The 17,022-nt window shown below is 34.2% G+C and carries 17 protein-coding genes; 11 read left to right on the top strand and 6 right to left on the bottom strand.

Translation table 11 applies throughout. The features are described from left to right. Positions 1 to 29: 29 nt before the first annotated feature. Together J2Z38_RS04880 and J2Z38_RS04875 are read left to right on the top strand one after the other, a co-directional pair. Positions 30 to 821 carry an Mrp/NBP35 family ATP-binding protein gene (locus J2Z38_RS04880; protein ID WP_209773050.1) on the top strand — a complete coding sequence of 264 codons (792 nt, stop codon included), beginning with the start codon at positions 30 to 32 and terminating at the stop codon, positions 819 to 821. Continuing rightward, positions 822 to 1,829 (top strand): DUF1002 domain-containing protein, encoded by a 1,008-nt coding sequence (locus tag J2Z38_RS04875; RefSeq protein ID WP_209773048.1) that lies wholly within the window; start codon positions 822 to 824, stop codon positions 1,827 to 1,829. Positions 1,830 to 1,880: 51 nt separating this feature from the next. Here J2Z38_RS04875 and J2Z38_RS04870 read toward each other — a convergent pair whose 3' ends face one another. Further along, positions 1,881 to 3,038: a C40 family peptidase gene (locus J2Z38_RS04870; RefSeq protein WP_225304619.1), complete on the bottom strand. Its 1,158-nt coding sequence runs from the start codon at positions 3,036 to 3,038 to the stop codon at positions 1,881 to 1,883. A gap of 54 nt (positions 3,039 to 3,092) precedes the next feature. Then, on the bottom strand, positions 3,093 to 3,683 hold the full coding sequence (locus tag J2Z38_RS04865) for an HD domain-containing protein (RefSeq protein WP_209773046.1): 591 nt from the start codon (positions 3,681 to 3,683) through the stop codon (positions 3,093 to 3,095). Between the two features lie 160 nt (positions 3,684 to 3,843). On the opposite strand from J2Z38_RS04865, the gene J2Z38_RS04860 reads away from it, so the two are divergent. The 3 genes from J2Z38_RS04860 (at position 3,844) to glsA (ending at position 6,452) form a co-directional block, all read left to right on the top strand. Further along, positions 3,844 to 4,170: a hypothetical protein gene (locus J2Z38_RS04860; RefSeq protein ID WP_209773044.1), complete on the top strand. Its 327-nt coding sequence runs from the start codon at positions 3,844 to 3,846 to the stop codon at positions 4,168 to 4,170. Next, a complete protein-coding gene (locus tag J2Z38_RS10705) occupies positions 4,148 to 5,434 on the top strand; it encodes an ATP-binding cassette domain-containing protein (RefSeq protein ID WP_225304682.1) in 1,287 nt (428 codons plus the stop codon). Before J2Z38_RS04860 ends, J2Z38_RS10705 begins: the two co-directional genes overlap by 23 nt. A gap of 85 nt (positions 5,435 to 5,519) precedes the next feature. Further along, positions 5,520 to 6,452, top strand: a complete 933-nt coding sequence (gene glsA, locus J2Z38_RS04850) for a glutaminase A (protein WP_209773039.1) — start codon at positions 5,520 to 5,522, stop codon at positions 6,450 to 6,452. 283 nt (positions 6,453 to 6,735) lie between these two features. On the opposite strand, the gene J2Z38_RS04845 is transcribed toward glsA, so the two are convergent. Then, positions 6,736 to 7,134, bottom strand: coding sequence for a hypothetical protein (locus tag J2Z38_RS04845; protein ID WP_209773037.1), 399 nt, complete (start codon positions 7,132 to 7,134; stop codon positions 6,736 to 6,738). A gap of 45 nt (positions 7,135 to 7,179) precedes the next feature. Then, the gene (locus tag J2Z38_RS04840) at positions 7,180 to 7,644 is read right to left on the bottom strand and encodes a LysR family transcriptional regulator (protein ID WP_209773035.1); all 465 of its coding nucleotides are present in this window, start codon (positions 7,642 to 7,644) and stop codon (positions 7,180 to 7,182) included. A 131-nt stretch (positions 7,645 to 7,775) separates the two neighbouring features. Between J2Z38_RS04840 and J2Z38_RS04835 the strand changes: the two genes are divergently transcribed. Genes J2Z38_RS04835 through J2Z38_RS04820 form a run of 4 tightly spaced genes read left to right on the top strand, consistent with a single transcriptional unit; the run spans position 7,776 to position 11,851 of the window. Beyond that, positions 7,776 to 8,459 (top strand): CoA transferase subunit A, encoded by a 684-nt coding sequence (locus J2Z38_RS04835; protein WP_209773034.1) that lies wholly within the window; start codon positions 7,776 to 7,778, stop codon positions 8,457 to 8,459. Continuing rightward, positions 8,443 to 9,120, top strand: a complete 678-nt coding sequence (locus J2Z38_RS04830) for a CoA-transferase (RefSeq protein ID WP_225304618.1) — start codon at positions 8,443 to 8,445, stop codon at positions 9,118 to 9,120. The genes J2Z38_RS04835 and J2Z38_RS04830 overlap by 17 nt, the downstream gene beginning before the upstream one ends. An 11-nt stretch (positions 9,121 to 9,131) precedes the next feature. After that, positions 9,132 to 10,376 carry a thiolase family protein gene (locus tag J2Z38_RS04825; RefSeq protein WP_209773032.1) on the top strand — a complete coding sequence of 415 codons (1,245 nt, stop codon included), beginning with the start codon at positions 9,132 to 9,134 and terminating at the stop codon, positions 10,374 to 10,376. An 8-nt stretch (positions 10,377 to 10,384) separates the two neighbouring features. Continuing rightward, positions 10,385 to 11,851: an SLC13 family permease gene (locus J2Z38_RS04820; RefSeq protein WP_209773030.1), complete on the top strand. Its 1,467-nt coding sequence runs from the start codon at positions 10,385 to 10,387 to the stop codon at positions 11,849 to 11,851. A 243-nt stretch (positions 11,852 to 12,094) separates the two neighbouring features. Here J2Z38_RS04820 and J2Z38_RS04815 read toward each other — a convergent pair whose 3' ends face one another. Both J2Z38_RS04815 and J2Z38_RS04810 read right to left on the bottom strand, forming a co-directional pair. After that, on the bottom strand, positions 12,095 to 13,255 hold the full coding sequence (locus tag J2Z38_RS04815) for an MFS transporter (protein WP_209773029.1): 1,161 nt from the start codon (positions 13,253 to 13,255) through the stop codon (positions 12,095 to 12,097). 110 nt (positions 13,256 to 13,365) lie between these two features. Then, positions 13,366 to 13,644: a GNAT family N-acetyltransferase gene (locus J2Z38_RS04810; RefSeq protein WP_209773028.1), complete on the bottom strand. Its 279-nt coding sequence runs from the start codon at positions 13,642 to 13,644 to the stop codon at positions 13,366 to 13,368. Positions 13,645 to 13,746: 102 nt separating this feature from the next. On the opposite strand from J2Z38_RS04810, the gene J2Z38_RS04805 reads away from it, so the two are divergent. Together J2Z38_RS04805 and J2Z38_RS10700 are read left to right on the top strand one after the other, a co-directional pair. After that, positions 13,747 to 14,496, top strand: a complete 750-nt coding sequence (locus J2Z38_RS04805) for a hypothetical protein (protein ID WP_209773026.1) — start codon at positions 13,747 to 13,749, stop codon at positions 14,494 to 14,496. Between the two features lie 188 nt (positions 14,497 to 14,684). After that, complete coding sequence (locus J2Z38_RS10700; RefSeq protein ID WP_209773024.1) at positions 14,685 to 16,976, top strand: FAD-dependent oxidoreductase; 2,292 nt, start codon at positions 14,685 to 14,687, stop codon at positions 16,974 to 16,976. The last annotated feature ends 46 nt before the right edge of the window (positions 16,977 to 17,022 follow it).

The raw sequence follows: 17,022 nt of genomic DNA, 5'->3' as shown, positions 1-17,022 counted from the left end.
TTTAAAATAAAAATGAATTAGGAGATAAAATGGAAAATAAAAAAATGAATTTTGATAAATTTAAAATAGAAACCCAACCAGGCACTCAAATCGGAAAGATTATCGCTGTTATGAGTGGTAAGGGAGGGGTAGGCAAGTCTTCTGTGGCAAGCCAACTTGCTGTAAGCCTTAAAAACAAAGGCTATGAAGTGGGCCTATTTGATGCAGACATCACTGGTCCATCAATTGCCGAAGCCTTTGGTATTGATGAAGCTGTCAGTGGTACAGCAGAGGGAATTATGGATCCTGCCAAGGCTTGTAATGGAATTAAGATTATTTCAACCAACATGATTTTGCCTAAAAAAACTGATCCAGTTATTTGGAGGGCATCAATTGTGACAGGGGTCATCAAGCAATTTTATACAGATGTTGACTGGGGGAAAATTGACTACATGGTTGTAGATATGCCTCCAGGAACCGCAGACGTGCCTCTTACAGTCTTCCAATCCCTTCCAATTGACGGGGTTGTGGCTGTGGCGACTCCTCAAGGCCTTGTTGAGATGGTTGTAGAAAAATCATTAAAGATGGCCAAGATGATGGGCAAAAATATTATAGGCATAGTTGAAAATATGTCCTACTTTGAATGCCCTGATTGTGGAAGTAAGCACGAAATTTTTGGCAAGTCAAATATAGAAGAAGTTGCTAAAAAATACGGAGTAGATACATTAGTAAAACTTCCAATTGACCCAACAATTGCATCTAAAATTGATGCAGGAATGGCAACTGAGATTAATAATGAAATGTTAAATCCAATTGTAGAAAAAATAGAAGGACTAAAATAAATGAAAAAGAAAATATTTGGCTTATGTTTGGCCTTTTCACTAATCCTATCAAATCTTGCCTTTGCGGCAGGTTTTGATAAAAATAAGGACGATGTAATTTATGGTGTCGCCTTAAATGACCAACAAAGAAAAATTGTAGACAATGCTGTAGGAATTGATGCAAGTGAACTAAATGTTGGTACTGTAAACGGTGCTGATCTTAAAAAATATCTTGGCTATGGAACTGATGATTATAACATGATTTCATCCATAGTTGTAAAAAGGCTTGAAAAAGGTTCTGGTATCAGGGTTATGATCAAGACTCCTGGCAACATCAACCAAATTACCGAAGCCCAATACACAAATGCAGCCATTACTGCAGGTATTACCGATGCGGAAATTTGCGTTGCAAGTCCAAAACCTGTTACTGGCGAATCTGCCCTTGTTGGTGTTTATAAATCAGAAGAACTCCATGGAGAAAATCTTGACCCAGAAAGGACAAAAACCGCCCAAGATGAGCTAAAGACAGTGATAGAAGTCTCAAAGGAAAACGAAGGCAATCCTGAATTTGATAGCAAAAAACTAGATGCAGCTGTGATTGAAGTAAAGCAAAACCTAGCTGAATATAAGGAAAAAAATGGCGAGACCGCTTCAGAAGAACAAATAGGGACATATGTAATAAATGCCCTTAAAAATGTAGATATGGACAAGGTCCTTTCAGAAAATAATATTAATGTCTTGGTAAATTATTTTTCTTCTTACCAAAATACTTCCGCCATCGATAGCAAGGAAGTAAAGGACAATCTTTTTAAACTTGCTAAAGATATTGGAAGCAAAGCTGGTAAATTTTATGAAGATAACAAGGATTCTATAGATAAATTTGCTAAAGACAACAAGGAAAATTTTGAAAAAATTGCCCAAGATGCAAAAGACTCAGGCCTACTTGATAAGTTTATAAACTTCCTAAAGGATGTTTTTAATTCTATAATTTCTGTCTTTAATAAAGAAGCTGACAATTCAAATAACTAATAATAAATAAAAAATTGCTGACTCAGGAAATTCCCTCGTTCAGCAATTTTTTTAGTTCACTATTCTTTTAATTGAGATTGGGTTTCTAATTGGGCTTATGATTATGCCTGTCCTTGGAGATGAGGCGTGGACCATGTTGCCGTAGCCATCAGCTATACCAACGTGGGTTATGTTGTATAGGCTTGTTCCAAAGAATACCAAGTCTCCGGCCTTTTCTTGGCCAAATGGCACTTCAATACCATACCTTTGCTGGCTTTGGGCAAAGTGTGGAAGGCTAATGCCAATTGTTTGGTAAACTCTCATGGTAAAGCCTGAGCAGTCAATTCCATTATAAAGGTCTTCGCCACCGAAAACATAAGGATTGCCCAAAAACTTAACTGCATAAGAATATAGGTCGATACCAGTTTGAGAACCTGTCATGTGGACAGTTATTTCTGGTAAATCGCTGGTTGCTTCGTAGGTCTCACCATTGCTTAGGTTATAAACTGGACCCTGGTCAAAGATAGGGGTTTGCCTGTAGGTCATTGACGCATTTAGCAAATTATAATAGTCATAAAATTTATCAATGATTTCTTGGTCCCTGTAAGAAAGGGCTAGGTCCTTAAAGTGGACGTAACCGATTTTTTCTTCTGCATTTGCCACTTCATCGTCAACGGTAACAGTTCTTATGTCATCTCTTCCAATGGTTTCAACAGGAACTGGGTCAAGGGTTAGGGTTTCTACAAACCCCTTCTTGGCCTTAGTCACCCTGTCGGCTAGGTTTATAAATTTATTGTCAAAGCGATTTTGCTCATAGGAAACTTTTACAAAATCATCTATATTTATAAATTCAAGGATAGTGACCTTAGTTCCTTTTTTAAGCTTATAGGAAGTGAGGTCATCAGCATCATCAGAAGGATCTTTTTTTATATTCGCATCCCTGACAAGGCTGGTGTGGTTTAGTTTGTAGAAATGATTTTTTTCTACATAACCAATTTTTCCCTCATATTCTATTTTATAATAAAAATTATCCTCGCTAACCATATTATATAGGTCGGTAGTATCGATACTTGCATTTGGGCTAAGTCCGCCATTTTCTTCGGTATAGAAGTTTGAAGAATCGGTGACTTCTTTATTTATCATTACAGAATCCGCAAGAGCGGTCTTTGGAAATAAGAGGCCCAGGCCTAAAAATATACCAGCGAGATATGCTTTTGGTCTTTTTAGCATATAATTCTCCTTATACACTACAATTTTATAATTTTTTGGAGAAAAAGTCAATAGCTAAAAGCGGTCATATAGGTCATAGGCAAAGTCAACCAAGTCCTTTGAAAAGTCATTTCTCAAATAAGCCGGGTCAAGGTGGTTAATCCTTACCCTATCAAGTCCATCTGCATCTTTAAAAAGCTTGGCAAGTCTCTTTGTCCTTTCAAAGTCGTCAGTATCTTTTATAAATTCCCTAATTGTCTCATCCATTATTTTATCATCTGTAGAATGTGCAGCAATAACAGCTTGGATAACCCTATCGTCAGCCTTATCTGCATAGGAATAAGAAATTGATTCTAAGGCAGCCCTGTGACCGTGTTCTGTATCCCAACCATCGTTGACCCTTTTTGTATCGTGAAGACTAGCAGCATTTCTTAGGACATCTGTATCCCTCTGGTCAAGTTTATAATGGAAAGCCAAAAGATGGGCAAAGAAAATCACCCTTTCAATGTGGTCCTGGCCGTGAATATGGGAATCAAAAAGGATATGGGTATTTAATCTCTTGTAAGAATCCTTCAAGATCTCAAAGTAGTCTGATTTTACAAAGTCATCTATAAATGGATAAGACCTAACCCAAGCCTCATTTTCTAATATATCAATAATTCTCATAAAAAGCTCCTTTCATGATTTATTTCCTATAATTTATACCCAATATTGTATCATTTATCCTCATAAAGTACATTAATAGGAGTAGCTAAATATATTAACCTTTTGTAAAATACTCCATGACAGCTTGATAGCAATTTACAAATAGACAAGCAGAGGAATTATGACTTATAAAAATAGAAAAACTAAACTAATTTCACTTATTTATATTATTTTATCAATCTTTTTAGCTGTTGTAGCTTCTATTCAGCCATATTTGATAAAAAATATAATAGATAATTATAAAAACTTTTCAACAATAAAAACCTATATACTTTTATACGGTCTAGCTATCATAGGAATTATTTTATCTGAATATGGCATTAAAATATTCATGATAAAATTACAAGTAAGTATAAAAAAACTTATGATAAGTCAAATTATAGACTATGTGGACAGTGACGAATCATTAGTGAAAAACCACGACTATTTTAGCAAGTATAAATGTTGATATTAATACAAATATTGAAGATTTTATTAATGATTATTACATTAATAAATTAGACATAATAATTCTTTTGATTAATATTTTCATCTATAGTTTTGCCATAATTAATTTAGACTTTGTGCTCATTGTATTAATTCTAGCGCCTAATATAATGACTTTATTAATACCTTATTTTTTTAGGAATAAGATTGAAGAATACAAGACTAATAATATTGAGTTTAACAAATATTTCAATAGCAAGGTATTAGATTACACTTTAGGTATAAATGTAATAAAGAATATGCTAGCAACATCCGCTTTCAAGAATGAAGTAAATAAGAGTTTGAGTAAAAAATTATGGTCAGAAATGAAATTAGGAAAGTTTGAAAGTCTTCTAGAGATATGTATAGGCCTTGTTTCATACATGGGTTTATTTATTCTTATAGCCTATGGATCCATGTCTATATATAATAGCAAGATGACTGTCGGCGCCTTCATAGCGGCTATACAGTTTTCTGATATAATTATAAGCCCATTAATCAGGTTGATTACTTCTATAAATACTCTAAATTCAGGTAGAGTGGCTTATAAGACAATAGATAAAAGATATGGCAAAAAAATAGAAAAAGTTAAAGAGATAAAAAAATTAAATAATGCTGAGGATTTTAATAATATAGAAATTGAAAATCTTAAGTTTTCCTATCCTGACAATTTAAATATCAATTTAAGAGATATTAAAATAAATAAGGCTGATAAAGTATTGATAAAGGGAAATAATGGTAGTGGAAAATCCACACTTTTGAGAATTTTGACAGGCAATATTAAAGATTTTGAGGGAGAGGTATATTTTAATGGATATAGTATAAAAGATTTGGATTATATGTATCTGAGCAATTATTTTTCAATAATTAACCAAAATCAATATATTTTTAATATGAGTCCTGAAAATAACATTTGTCTTTATTCTCCAATAGATTTTAACGATTTTAAAGAGTATTTTGACTTAGTCCACTATGATGAAATTTCAAAAACAGATCAAACATCTCAATCTCTTTCAGGAGGAGAAAAACAAAGAATTGCCTTATTAAGGGCACTTGTAAGGGACAAGCAGATATTAGTTATTGACGAAGGTCTAAACCAAGTTCAGAAAGATTTAAGAAACTATATATTAAATTACTTTTTAAATGATAAAGACTTAACTTTTATTTATGTAAGCCATGATATAGGTGATTACAAAGATAAGTTTGATTTAGTTATAGATATGAATGAGAATGATAAGTATTTGTGATAATATAGCAATCTTAAGTAAATTAATATAAATTGAAAATAGAGTAGGATAATAGTAAGTGATAATTATTTAGGAGAGTGACTTTATGTTTTTTGATAGAAATGAAATTGATAGGAGAATTAGGCAATCTATTGTTAAGAGTGAAAAATTTATTGGCCAAGGTGAAGTGGCTTCTTATATACCTGAATTGTTAAATGTGGACCCTGAGACTTTTGCCCTTGCCATCACATCTACAACTGGGGATACCTACAGCTATGGAGAGATTGACAAAGAATTTTCAATCCAGTCGATTTCTAAAATCTTGGACCTCCTAGTTGCCCTCCACGATAATACCATAGGAGAAGTTTATTCAAAGGTCGGCAGCGAGCCAACCAAGTTTGAGTTTAATTCACTTGTGCCAATTACAGATAAACCAGCAAATCCATTTATAAATGCAGGTGCAATCACAACTTCCTCTATGATAAGGGGAAGGGATGCGGAAGATAAATTTCAGAGGATACTTGATTTTTATAAGATGATTTCAGGGACAGATAAGGCAAGGCTTATGGAAGATATTTATAAGTCAGAGATGGAAACATCTGACAGAAACAAGGCCATAGCCTATTATCTAAAATCAAAGGATATTTTTAATGAAGATCCAAATGAGATTTTGGACCTTTATATAAGATCTTGTTCCATAGGAACAAATGTCGTGGACCTCTCCCACTTCGGGGCAGTACTTGCCAATAAAGGTTTTGGTCTTTATGAAACCAGGGATTTAATCCCAGAATCAATAGTATCTATCATAGTAAGCCAAATGTCATCTTGCGGTATGTACGAAAACTCCGGCCGCTACCTAATGGACGTAGGCATCCCATCAAAATCAGGAGTAAGTGGGGCAATACTCGGCATAGTCCCAGGCCTATGCGGCATAGGAGTATATTCACCAAGACTAGATAAAACAGGAAATTCCGTAAGGGGCATGGAATTACTTAAGATTCTTTCTTATGAATTGGATTTGAATATTTTTATAAGGTAAGAAAAAAAGGGTGTTTTACAAATTGTGAATAATTATCGTCCCATCATCATAGGGCTCTCTCATAGTATGCCTCTTATTGCAGACATGCCACATGTGACCCGCCGGCTAATGGAGGCGAAACTTCACGAGAAAATAGTCCGTCGGCTCATGGAGATCCTATGATGATATGGGGACGATTTATTCATTTTGCAACAGACCTTTTTTGTCAAGCTAGTATTATTATTTTCAACTAATCAAATCAAAATTATGAAAATGCACTGTTTTAATTTAATAAGCAGGATGCTTACAAGGTTTTTAAATTTCTGTAAAGTTCATTAAAAATATTATTAAATTTTTCATTTGATTTAATATTTTCTTTATTTGCACTTATATCCATTTGCCAAGATATTGGATTTGTGAAATTACTTGTTTTTAATGATTGTCCATATTTTTGATAGAGTAAAGTATAAAAAAATTCTGGCAAAATTGCAATAAATTCTGTATTTAGCAAAGTCTCTAATACAGCGTGGGGATCCATAAGATGGATTTTTCTTTTGCTGACTACTTCTGACTTATCAAGCATTTCATCTATCAATAACTTTGATTTGCTTAGGGTAGACGGATATATGAGGTTTTTATTGTTTAAGTCTGAGTATTTTATTTTATCATCAAATTCATATTTATTTTTATCGTATATTGCCACATAAGAACTATTTACAATATTTTTATTGATAATATTTTCATTTTCTTAAAAAGTACTTATAGTTATAATAATATCAATTTGTCCATCTTCAAATTTTTTTATAAGGTCCCAATAATTGTATTCAACTATATCTATCATAAGATCTTCGTCTTGGAAGTACTTATTAAGTATAGAGTTTATTTGCTTATATACAATAGGCATAAATACTGAGAGTATCCCAATAGATATGTAAGATTTTGATTTCTTCTTGTATTCTAGTATTGATTTTTGAATTTTATTTTCAAGGTCTATAATTTCTAAGGCATTTTGATATAGTATTTTTCCAATATCACTAAAATCAACCAGTCTACCTTTTTTACGTTTGAAGATATCTATGCCTAAATTTTCCTCAAGAGTCTTTATTGTTTTGCTAAGAGCTGGCTGACTTACATATAGCTTATCAGCAGCCTTAGTGATATTAAAATTATTTTCAGCTATACATATTATGTATTTCATTTGGTTAATATCCATTTATACCTCCTTTTGCATAAAGCTAGGTTATGGTTTTCATAACTATTATATCGTGGTTTTATTTTACCATACATTATACAATTATTATATCAAAAAGAAAATAATAATTTTATAAGAAGGAGGTTACTTATATGGATGGTAGCAAAATTATTTCTATGAATGAAGCTGTTTCTATGATTAAATCTGGTTCAACCCTTATGATAGGTGGATTTGCTGGGTCTGAAGCACCAAATGAAATTATCCAAGGAATAGTAAAAGAGGGGATAAAAGATTTGACTTTGATTTGCAATGATACGGGAGATCTAAATATACCAGGCGAACATGTTGGGATACTAACACCAAATCATTGCATCAAAAAGGCAATCGTTTCCCACATCGGAATGAATAAATTTACGGTTGATCAGTTTAATAAAGGAGAAATTGAGGTTGAGTTTGTTCCTCAAGGTACTCTTGTTGAGAGAATTCGCGCAGGCGGTTTTGGTTTAGGTGGGGTTCTAACACCTACAGGGATAGGTACTGATATAGCAGAAGGTAAGGAAATTATAAATGTGGATGGTAAAGATTACCTACTTGAAAAACCTCTAAGAGCTGATGTTTGTATAGTTAGGGCTAGAAAAGCAGATAAAATGGGGAATGTGATATTTTTTGGTTCAGCAACTTCTCACTCAGCAATGATGACAACAGCTGCTGATATAACTATTGTGCAGGCTGATGAAATAGTTGAAAATGGAGAAATTGAGCCTAATGATGTCAAAATCCCAGGAATCTTTATTGATTATATTGTAAAAGGGGGCGGAGATGATGGAATTAAGTAAGCAAGAAATGAAAGAAATTATTGCAAAAAATATTGCTGTTAGATTAAAAAATAATTCTTATGTAAACCTAGGAGTTGGTCTTCCTACACTAGTATCAAAATTTGTAACGGATGAACAAAATATAAATATTCATTCTGAAAATGGAATGATTGGAGCCATAGGTGATATTGGATACGATGATCCAGCCTATATTCCTGGCGTTATAAGTTCATCAGGATTTCCAACAAAATACAAAAAAGGTGCTTCCTTCTTTGACTCATCAATTTCATTTGGGATTATTAGAGGTGGACACTTGGCGGCTACTGTATTGGGAACTATGGAAGTAGATCAATATGGGAATATAGCCAATTACACTATACCAGGCAAGTTAGTCGTGGGTATGGGGGGAGCTATGGACCTATGTATTGGTGCAAAAGAAGTTATTATAGCAAGCTACCACACTAATAATGGTAGGGCAAAAATTTTAAAAGAATGTAAACTGCCACTTACAGCACAAAAAGCTGCGACAATGATTGTAACAGAAAAAGCTGTGTTTAATGTTGATAATGGAAAGCTTTTGTTAACCGCTTATAATCCAAATTTTTCAGTAGAAGAAATAATTAGTGAAGTCGAAGCTGATGTAGTAATCAGCGATAATTTAGAAGAAATGATAGTAGACTAAGGAGAATAATAATGTTAGAATTTTTAAAAGATGAAGTAGTATTTGTAGGCGCAGCCAGAACACCAGTTGGAGCTTATTTAGGAGATTTAAAAACTGTTAAAGTGCAAGAACTAGGCGTAATCGCCCTAAAAGAGGCAGTAAAAAGGGCTAATATAGATATTACTGATATTGATGAAGTTATAGTTGGTCATGTTACAGGTTCACAAACAACAAATAATTTGGGTAATATAATAGGAATAGACGCAGGGGTTAAATTCGAAGCGACAGGTATGACAGTAAACAGGATTTGTGGTTCTGGTATGCAATCGGCTGTATCTGGTGCATTAGAATTATTAAGAGGCAATAAAAAGGTAATTGCTGTAGGCGGAGCTGAATCTTTATCTAGGGCACCATATATGTTGCCAGAAGAAGCTAGATTTAAAGGCTTTAGGATGGGAGATTCAAGATTAATTGACGCAAATGATGAAGGCCATAGAACAGCGTCTGGAGCAAATTCTGGGATTAATCATATGGGTAATACTGCCGAAAATGTAGTAAGAAAGTATGAAATTTCAAGAGAAGATCAAGACTTGTTTGCTTATGAAAGTCAAATGAAATCCAAGAAAGCTATGGAGTCTGGAAGATTTGCCAAAGAGATTGTACCAGTAGAAGTTAAATCCAGAAAAGAAACTCATATTGTAGACAAGGATGGACATCCTAAGCCTGATACAACTTTAGAAAAACTTGCAAAACTTAGACCTGTGTTTGAAAAAGATGGCACAGTGACTGCAGGAAACGCTTCTGGCCTTAACGATGGGGCAGCTTTCGAAATTTTAACAACCTTATCTTATGCAAAAGAGCATGGATTAGAGGTAATGGGAAAATTAGTCGACTATGAAATTGCTGGCGTAGATCCAGCCTACATGGGGATGGGTCCAGTACCAGCAATAAATAACCTTCTAAAAAGAAACAATTTAGATTTAAAACAAGATATTGGAATGCTTGAAATAAATGAAGCTTTTTCTGGTCAAACATTAGGATGTTTAAAAGAATTAGAGATATATTTAGATAGCGATTACTATAAAAACAATTTCAATATACATGGTGGAGCGGTAGCTTTAGGACATCCATTAGGAATGACAGGTGCTAGAATTATAACAACAGCCTTATATGAATTTAAAGAAAATCCAAACTTAAGATATGCAGTTGTGAGTGCTTGTATAGGAGGAGGACAAGGTATAGCATTATTACTAGAAAATGGTAATTACAAAAAATAGGTGATATTATGATTAATAAAAAAGAAAGTTTTAAATGGGATATAAAATATTTAGTAAAAACTTTTATTTGCCTTTTAGTAATATTTATATTTTGGATATTACCTCCTGTTGAGCCAATCACATCAATGGGGATGAAAGTTATAGGAGTTTTCATAGGAACGGTTTTATTACTTTCAATAGTAGATACAATTTGGCCGGTTTTTCTTAGCTTTCTTTTGTTGTCCATGACAGGGGTAATGAGTTTAAATGAAGTTATACAAGGATCTTTAGGTAATTGGATATTTGCTTTCGTTGTAGCAAGCATGATAATGACAAATGCTTTGAATGAGTCTGGATTTACCGCTAGGCTTACTAGCAAAATTCTTACTATGAAGATTTCCAGAAAAAGTCCTTGGTCCTTCATGTTTGTATATTTTGGAATATGCTATTTGGTAGGATGTTTTATGGACCAAGTTCCTGCGACAGCTTTCTTCTTAGCATTTTCCAATGAAATAATCAATAAAATTGGATATGAGGAAAAAAGTAAATTTTCCAACACCTTAGTACTTGGATCAATTTTTTCCGTAATCTTAGGAGGAGCCGCAACACCTATTTCCCATCCCTTAGCAATTTTGGGTATTGGTATATTTGAACAAACTACACAGATGGAGATAAGTTTATTTGAGTATATGGTCTATGCAGTTCCTACAACACTAATATTACTAGCTTCACTTTTTGCGATAATCAGGTTTATAATAAAACCAGATGTTGAAAAAGCGAAAGATTTAGATGTTGACAAGTTTTCGGAAGATATAAAACCTATGCAATTAAGAGAAAAAACAATAGCAAGTATATTTTTTATAACTGTTTTGTTTTGGGTTCTGCCAGGTATTTTACAAATATTACTGCCAAAAGACAATCAAATCCTCATGATGTTTAAAAAATACTCCATAACCTTCTGGGCCTTCTTATCTGTTATTTTGCTGGCTTTTATAAGGATAGATAATGAGCCTCTAATAGATTTAAAAGGAGAGATGAATAAGAAAATTCCATGGGCAACAATATTTTTTATATCGATAGGAGTATTATTGGGGAGTGCAGTATCTAATGAAGGTGTAGGCCTAAATGATTTTGTAATTCTTAAGCTTAGACCAATAATAGATAATTCATCAACAATGCTTGTTGTACTTTTGTTTGCATTAGGAACATGTACCTTAACAAATTTTTCATCTAATGTATCAACAATTACAATAATGACAGGGGTTGCTGCAAGCATAGCTATGGTTTCACCTAGCCTTAGTCCACAGGCCTTATGCATAACAACAACTATGTGTGGATCTTTAGCATATGTATTGCCATCTTCATTTGCTCCTATAGCTATGTTGCATGCTGACGATAATTCGGATTCTAATTTGATTATAAGAATTGGAATATTAATGGTTGTGCTATCAGGAATAGGGGCTACACTAATAGGATATAATATTTTAGCTAATTAAAAAATATAAACTTTAACAATTTTTATAAAAGTTTATTCCTAGTTGGAATTAAGCTCTACAAAGAGAAAAAATCTTAAAAATAAATCTAATATAAGATTTTTAAAGATGTTTTTCCAATAGGAGTTAGGCTTCATATATATTTATTAAAATTTAGGTCTATAATTATAAATTGACCCTATTTATATTTTTTAAATAAATAATCAATTAAAAATCTTGGGAAGCTATATTTTCCGAGATTTTTATTTATATTCTCCTAAAAGACCTAACACTTAGGTATTCGTAGAAGTAAACTGCGAAAAATCCTAAATAGAGGACTGAAAAGCCCATGAAGGCTGTTGTTGGGCTCTTTATGTTAAATATTAGAGTTATGATACTTAAAAAGCTTGATGCCAAAAATCCTCCGATATTAGAACCCACAAAGATGAGGTTGTTTACTATCCTTGATGAAGAGGACCTGGTGACTCTCGCTACTTCCGCAAAGATATATGGGAAGCACAGACTTTGGGAGATGGCTGTAAGTGCTATGCAGATCATGTAAATATAAAGGTTTTGGCCGAATATGGCGAGTGTTAGATCTTTAAATATATAGAGGAGGAGGCCTAATAAAATAGTTTTTGACCTTAATCTCCTATTTATTTTTCCAAAGAAAAATCCTGTTGTCATTCCAAAAATTGGGAAAATCATGGTTAGCATGTTGATGTTGGCATTTGCTCCTAGATTTGCTGTGGCTATGGTTGAAAACCTGACTGTGACAGCTGTTGTGTCCATCAAAATCACACCTGCAAAGACCATAAAGAAGATAGTTTGAAGGGTGATTTTAAATTTTTCTTCAGCTAGGGTCTTTGGGTGGACCACGTCTTCTACTGTAAGGTTAAAAATTATCAAAATCAAAAAGGCAAAGGTGTAGGTTAAAAATACATAGTGCCAGGATATTTTTATAATAAGGCCTGCTATAAATAAAAGCAACATTAGGCCTATGTGTTCACAGGAATTTCTAATTCCATGGAGGCTTGCCGCCTCGTCGCCTTTGTAGAAAATATTTATAAGACTTGCTGCATGGCCGTTATAAAGGCCGACTCCAAAACCAAGTATGAGTCTTGAGATGAATACACTTGGGTAGGTCCTAATAAAAATTGGCAAAAAAGCAGATGTACCAACTAAAAAAAGCCCCAAGCTCACACATTTTTTAATGCCAATTTTTTGGCTAATTGGTTCGCTTAAAAGGATTGCGATAATGGTTGTAATTGATGGAAGGCTCAAAAGAAATTCTGCGCTAGCTAGGCTTATGCCAAGCTCGTCCTTGATAAAAATCAAAGCCCCGCTGATGATGGCGTTTACTGCCAAGATTAGAGAAACTGATAAGATTCCCTCTTTTCTAAACCTATGTTTATTTGAATTTTCCATTTTTCACCTCCCTTGTTAACTACCCTTATAATACCACCTAAAAATCCTTATGGCTAGATAAGGGAAATTATTCACAAAGAAAATGACCCAACCATAGCTGGGTCTAGTTCCTATCTTGCATCAAGGTCCTTATATGATTCGTCTTGGTCGAATTTTTTAAGGACGTAGGAGCAAGTTGGATATATTTTTTTCTTTTCAGCTCTTGCAAAGTCTACTACTTGGTCTAGGAGTTTTCCTGCAAGACCCTTTCCGCCATAGGCCTTGTCGACCTCTGTGTGGTAGACATCAAGGACATCACCATTTATCTTGTATTCGCAAAGGCCTATTATTTTTTCATCATCAAGGGCTTCAGCCCTAAATTTATCTGGATTCATTTTTACTTTTATCATTATATCACCTCAGTAGATTAATACCCAATTATAAATTTTTGTGGTAAATAATTATTAAATGTAGTAAATTATAAGTGACAAATTTAAGAATTGGAGAATTTTATGAAAAGAGAATATAAATTTTCATCTATACTTTTGATAGTTATTATAGGTGGAATTACAAATTACCTTTTATATAACCTTATTACAGCCCTTGGTAAAGATAATTTCATCCTAGAATTTTTAGGAGACTTAATTACAGGAATAATTTCCTTTGTATTTGTGTTCTCTATATCAAGCGGTCTTATAAGAAATAGGATGGGATCAGTTGGAGACTATCTAAACCAGGTAAATTACTTAAATATGAAGGTCCTTACAGTAGGATTTATTATTTCTATTGCCCAAGCTATTTGCCAATACGCTTTTTCAGCAAGCGGGGCTATTAGTGTATTTAAAGCCATGGCAAGCCCAAGCAATAGTTCGGTTTTTGTAATAGGTGCGATTGTATTGCCTATTGTATTATTAATAATATTTTTAGTAATTGCTATGTTTTTTGCCTATTCAAACTTCTATCTAGCAGATCATTACGATACAGAAGATGGGGTTATGGAAATAATTGGTAAAATTTTTAGCCAAGGAAAGAGACTTTTTAAGAAGACTCTAATCCTAGGTTTAAAATGGATAGGTATACCACTTTTAGTCCTCATAGGCTTAATGTTATCTATGCTATTAGTAAAAGATGAAATGCTAGTCGTTGTCTATCTTGCAATATTTATAGTTGGCTTTGTAATTACTATTTTGATAACAAGTATTATCCTTATGGTAAGATTTTCTGATGTATATTTAGATGACAAATACGGAATTGAAGCATAAATTATACTGGTCCTAGTGGCCAGTATTTTTTTAGGGAAATTTTTCAAAATGTTAATAATATTTTATACAGCCTATACATTTTTGTGTTATACTCTAATCATAAGGAACAGGTGGATATTTCTAATTTTCTGACAGATATGAAAACGTTTGATTGACGAAATATTCATTTAATATTATTAGGAGGAAATATGAAAAAATCGAAACTCTTGGCGATTATGTTAATCGCTGGCCTTTCACTGACCGCTTGCCAAAACGAGGCTGACAAAAAAGAAGAGCCTAAGGAAGATGCAAAGGTAGAAGAAAAGGCCGAAGAAGTGAAAGAAGAAGGAAAGGAAGAGGGAGAAAAAGCCCAAACCACAGAATTGACCTTCAAACCAGGCACATATGAGGCGGAGGCAAATGGCTGCAATGGCCCAATGAAGGTCTCTGTTAAATTTGCCGAAAATAAGATTGAAGATATCGAAGTAGTAGAAAATGTCGAAACAGACCATGTAGGTACACCTGCTTTTGATATTATAAAAGCAGATGTTATAGCTGCAAATGGTACTGGAGTTGACAATGTATCAGGTGCAACAATCACTTCAGCTGGATTTAAAGCTGCAATTAACAAGGCGGCAGAAGAGGCAGAAGTTTCTGACCTTGAAGGCTTTAAGAAAAATACAATCGAAGTTAAGCCACAAGAAGCCATCGAAGAAACTTATGACGTGGTAGTTGTAGGTGCAGGTGGTGCCGGTGTATCAGCAGCTGTAGAAGCAGCCCAAGCAGGAAATAAGGTTGCAATTATTGAAAAGAACGTTGAAATCGGTGGCAACACCTTAGTTTCAGGAGGTCAATACCAATCAGTAATGCCTTACCTAGTTTGGGATAAGGAAAATCCTGACGCTACAGAAGGCGAACACAATGGCGAAAAATTTGAAAAAGTAAAATCAGATAATGGTAGGATTCACACCCTAGAGACCATTTACAACTGGTCAGAAGAACCATTTAACGAAAAACTTGAAGATGGGGAAGAATTTGTAATTGGCGACATCGAAGCCCTTTCAAAAAGAGGTGTTCACGAAGAATACCTACCAGTGTTGAAGTCCCTAAAAGAAGAAATCAAGGCTTATCTTGACTGGGCCAAACCACAACTAGAAGCTGGTAAGCAAGAAACTGACCTAACTCTTTTCTCAACCATCAATCTCCACATTTTCCAAACCTATTACGGTGGAATCAGACCAAACTTCGAAAGAACAGCTTGGATTTATGGAAATGAAGGATTAGTTAGCCAATTTATAAATGAAGGCCAAGAAATTAAGCCATGGTTAAATGAAATGGGATCAAAATTTGATGATTCAACTCAAAGAACCCTAATCGGTTGCTTATGGCAAAGAGAAAATCAATTCATAGGTTCAGAAATTGACGGTCAAATGGAAGAAGGAAGATGGGCAACCTACTTTAAGGCACCTATCCACAAGTTTGAAGAATTAAACAAAGAAAACAAAATCTACAGAAGAGCCGAAGCTAAAAAACTTATAGAAGAAAATGGTAAGGTAGCAGGTGTAGAAGGCGAGCTCTTTGACGGCACACCTTTCACTCTTAAGGCAAATAAGGGGGTAATCCTTGCAACTGGTGGTTATGCAGCTAATATAGAAATGGTTAAGGAAACCAACGAATACTGGGACCCAGAAGCTCTAGAAGGCTCTCTAAAGACCACCAATAGAAATTCCCTAATGGGTGATGGTATTAGAATGGGTAAGGAAGTTGGAGCTGACACTACAGGCGAAGGCTTTACTCAAATGATGCCAATTTCTTGGATCCAAGACGGCAACCTTGCCTTTGGTGGCGGTGAAGATGTAATTTATATTTCACCAAAAACTGGCAAGAGGTATGTAGACGAATCTGCAGAACGTGACGTTTTATCTAAGGGTGCCTTTGAAAATGGTATAGAAATAAATGGCACAAAGGGTGTCTTTGTAGAAGTAGGAAATGTTGAAAGCCCAATTCCTGGACCATATCCATACAAGGATGAAGATGTAAACTTAAGACAATACGTAAGAGAAATAAGCGAACTTGATGACCTATTCAAAGAGCTAAAAATAGACCTTACAGGCAAACAAATAGAAGATGCCATTAAAGAATACGACTCTTACGTAATGGGTCAAACTGATCACTTGGAAGTTTCTAAAGAATCTTATAGGTCTTTAATAGGAATAGCTGAAAAGGACGAAAATGGAAAATATAAACCAGATACTTACAAGATTGGCAAAATTAGAGTAAGATTTTTGGCTCCTTCAACCCACCACACCATGGGCGGACTCAAAGTTGACGAGAACAGAAGAGTTTTAGATAAGGAAGGAAGACCAATTACAGGTCTATATGCAGCAGGAGAAGTTACAGGCGGTATCCACGGTGGTAACAGGCTTGGCGGCAATGCTATTACAGAAATAATTGCATCAGGTAGGACTGCAGCAAAGACAGTCGTAGAAGATAATAAATAAGAATAGAAAATGTACTGGGCCTAGGTCCGGTACATTTTTTTTGCCC

Origin of the sequence: Anaerococcus degeneri, assembly GCF_017874475.1 — a bacterium.
GTDB lineage: Bacteria > Bacillota > Clostridia > Tissierellales > Peptoniphilaceae > Anaerococcus > Anaerococcus degeneri.
Note: the sequence above shows the minus strand (reverse complement) of the source record. Positions and strands in the feature narration are given on the sequence as shown.

Coding starts and splice junctions, on each gene's coding strand:
- J2Z38_RS04835 (WP_209773034.1), top strand. CDS start 7,776: ATGGATGGTAGCAAAATTATTTCTATGAATGAAGCTGTTTCTATGATT.
- J2Z38_RS04810 (WP_209773028.1), bottom strand. CDS start 13,644: ATGATAAAAGTAAAAATGAATCCAGATAAATTTAGGGCTGAAGCCCTT.
- J2Z38_RS04805 (WP_209773026.1), top strand. CDS start 13,747: ATGAAAAGAGAATATAAATTTTCATCTATACTTTTGATAGTTATTATA.
- J2Z38_RS04825 (WP_209773032.1), top strand. CDS start 9,132: ATGTTAGAATTTTTAAAAGATGAAGTAGTATTTGTAGGCGCAGCCAGA.
- J2Z38_RS04820 (WP_209773030.1), top strand. CDS start 10,385: ATGATTAATAAAAAAGAAAGTTTTAAATGGGATATAAAATATTTAGTA.
- J2Z38_RS04815 (WP_209773029.1), bottom strand. CDS start 13,255: ATGGAAAATTCAAATAAACATAGGTTTAGAAAAGAGGGAATCTTATCA.
- J2Z38_RS04830 (WP_225304618.1), top strand. CDS start 8,443: ATGATGGAATTAAGTAAGCAAGAAATGAAAGAAATTATTGCAAAAAAT.
- J2Z38_RS04840 (WP_209773035.1), bottom strand. CDS start 7,644: ATGGATATTAACCAAATGAAATACATAATATGTATAGCTGAAAATAAT.
- J2Z38_RS04865 (WP_209773046.1), bottom strand. CDS start 3,683: ATGAGAATTATTGATATATTAGAAAATGAGGCTTGGGTTAGGTCTTAT.
- glsA (WP_209773039.1), top strand. CDS start 5,520: ATGTTTTTTGATAGAAATGAAATTGATAGGAGAATTAGGCAATCTATT.
- J2Z38_RS10700 (WP_209773024.1), top strand. CDS start 14,685: ATGAAAAAATCGAAACTCTTGGCGATTATGTTAATCGCTGGCCTTTCA.
- J2Z38_RS04870 (WP_225304619.1), bottom strand. CDS start 3,038: ATGCTAAAAAGACCAAAAGCATATCTCGCTGGTATATTTTTAGGCCTG.
- J2Z38_RS04880 (WP_209773050.1), top strand. CDS start 30: ATGGAAAATAAAAAAATGAATTTTGATAAATTTAAAATAGAAACCCAA.
- J2Z38_RS04875 (WP_209773048.1), top strand. CDS start 822: ATGAAAAAGAAAATATTTGGCTTATGTTTGGCCTTTTCACTAATCCTA.
- J2Z38_RS04860 (WP_209773044.1), top strand. CDS start 3,844: ATGACTTATAAAAATAGAAAAACTAAACTAATTTCACTTATTTATATT.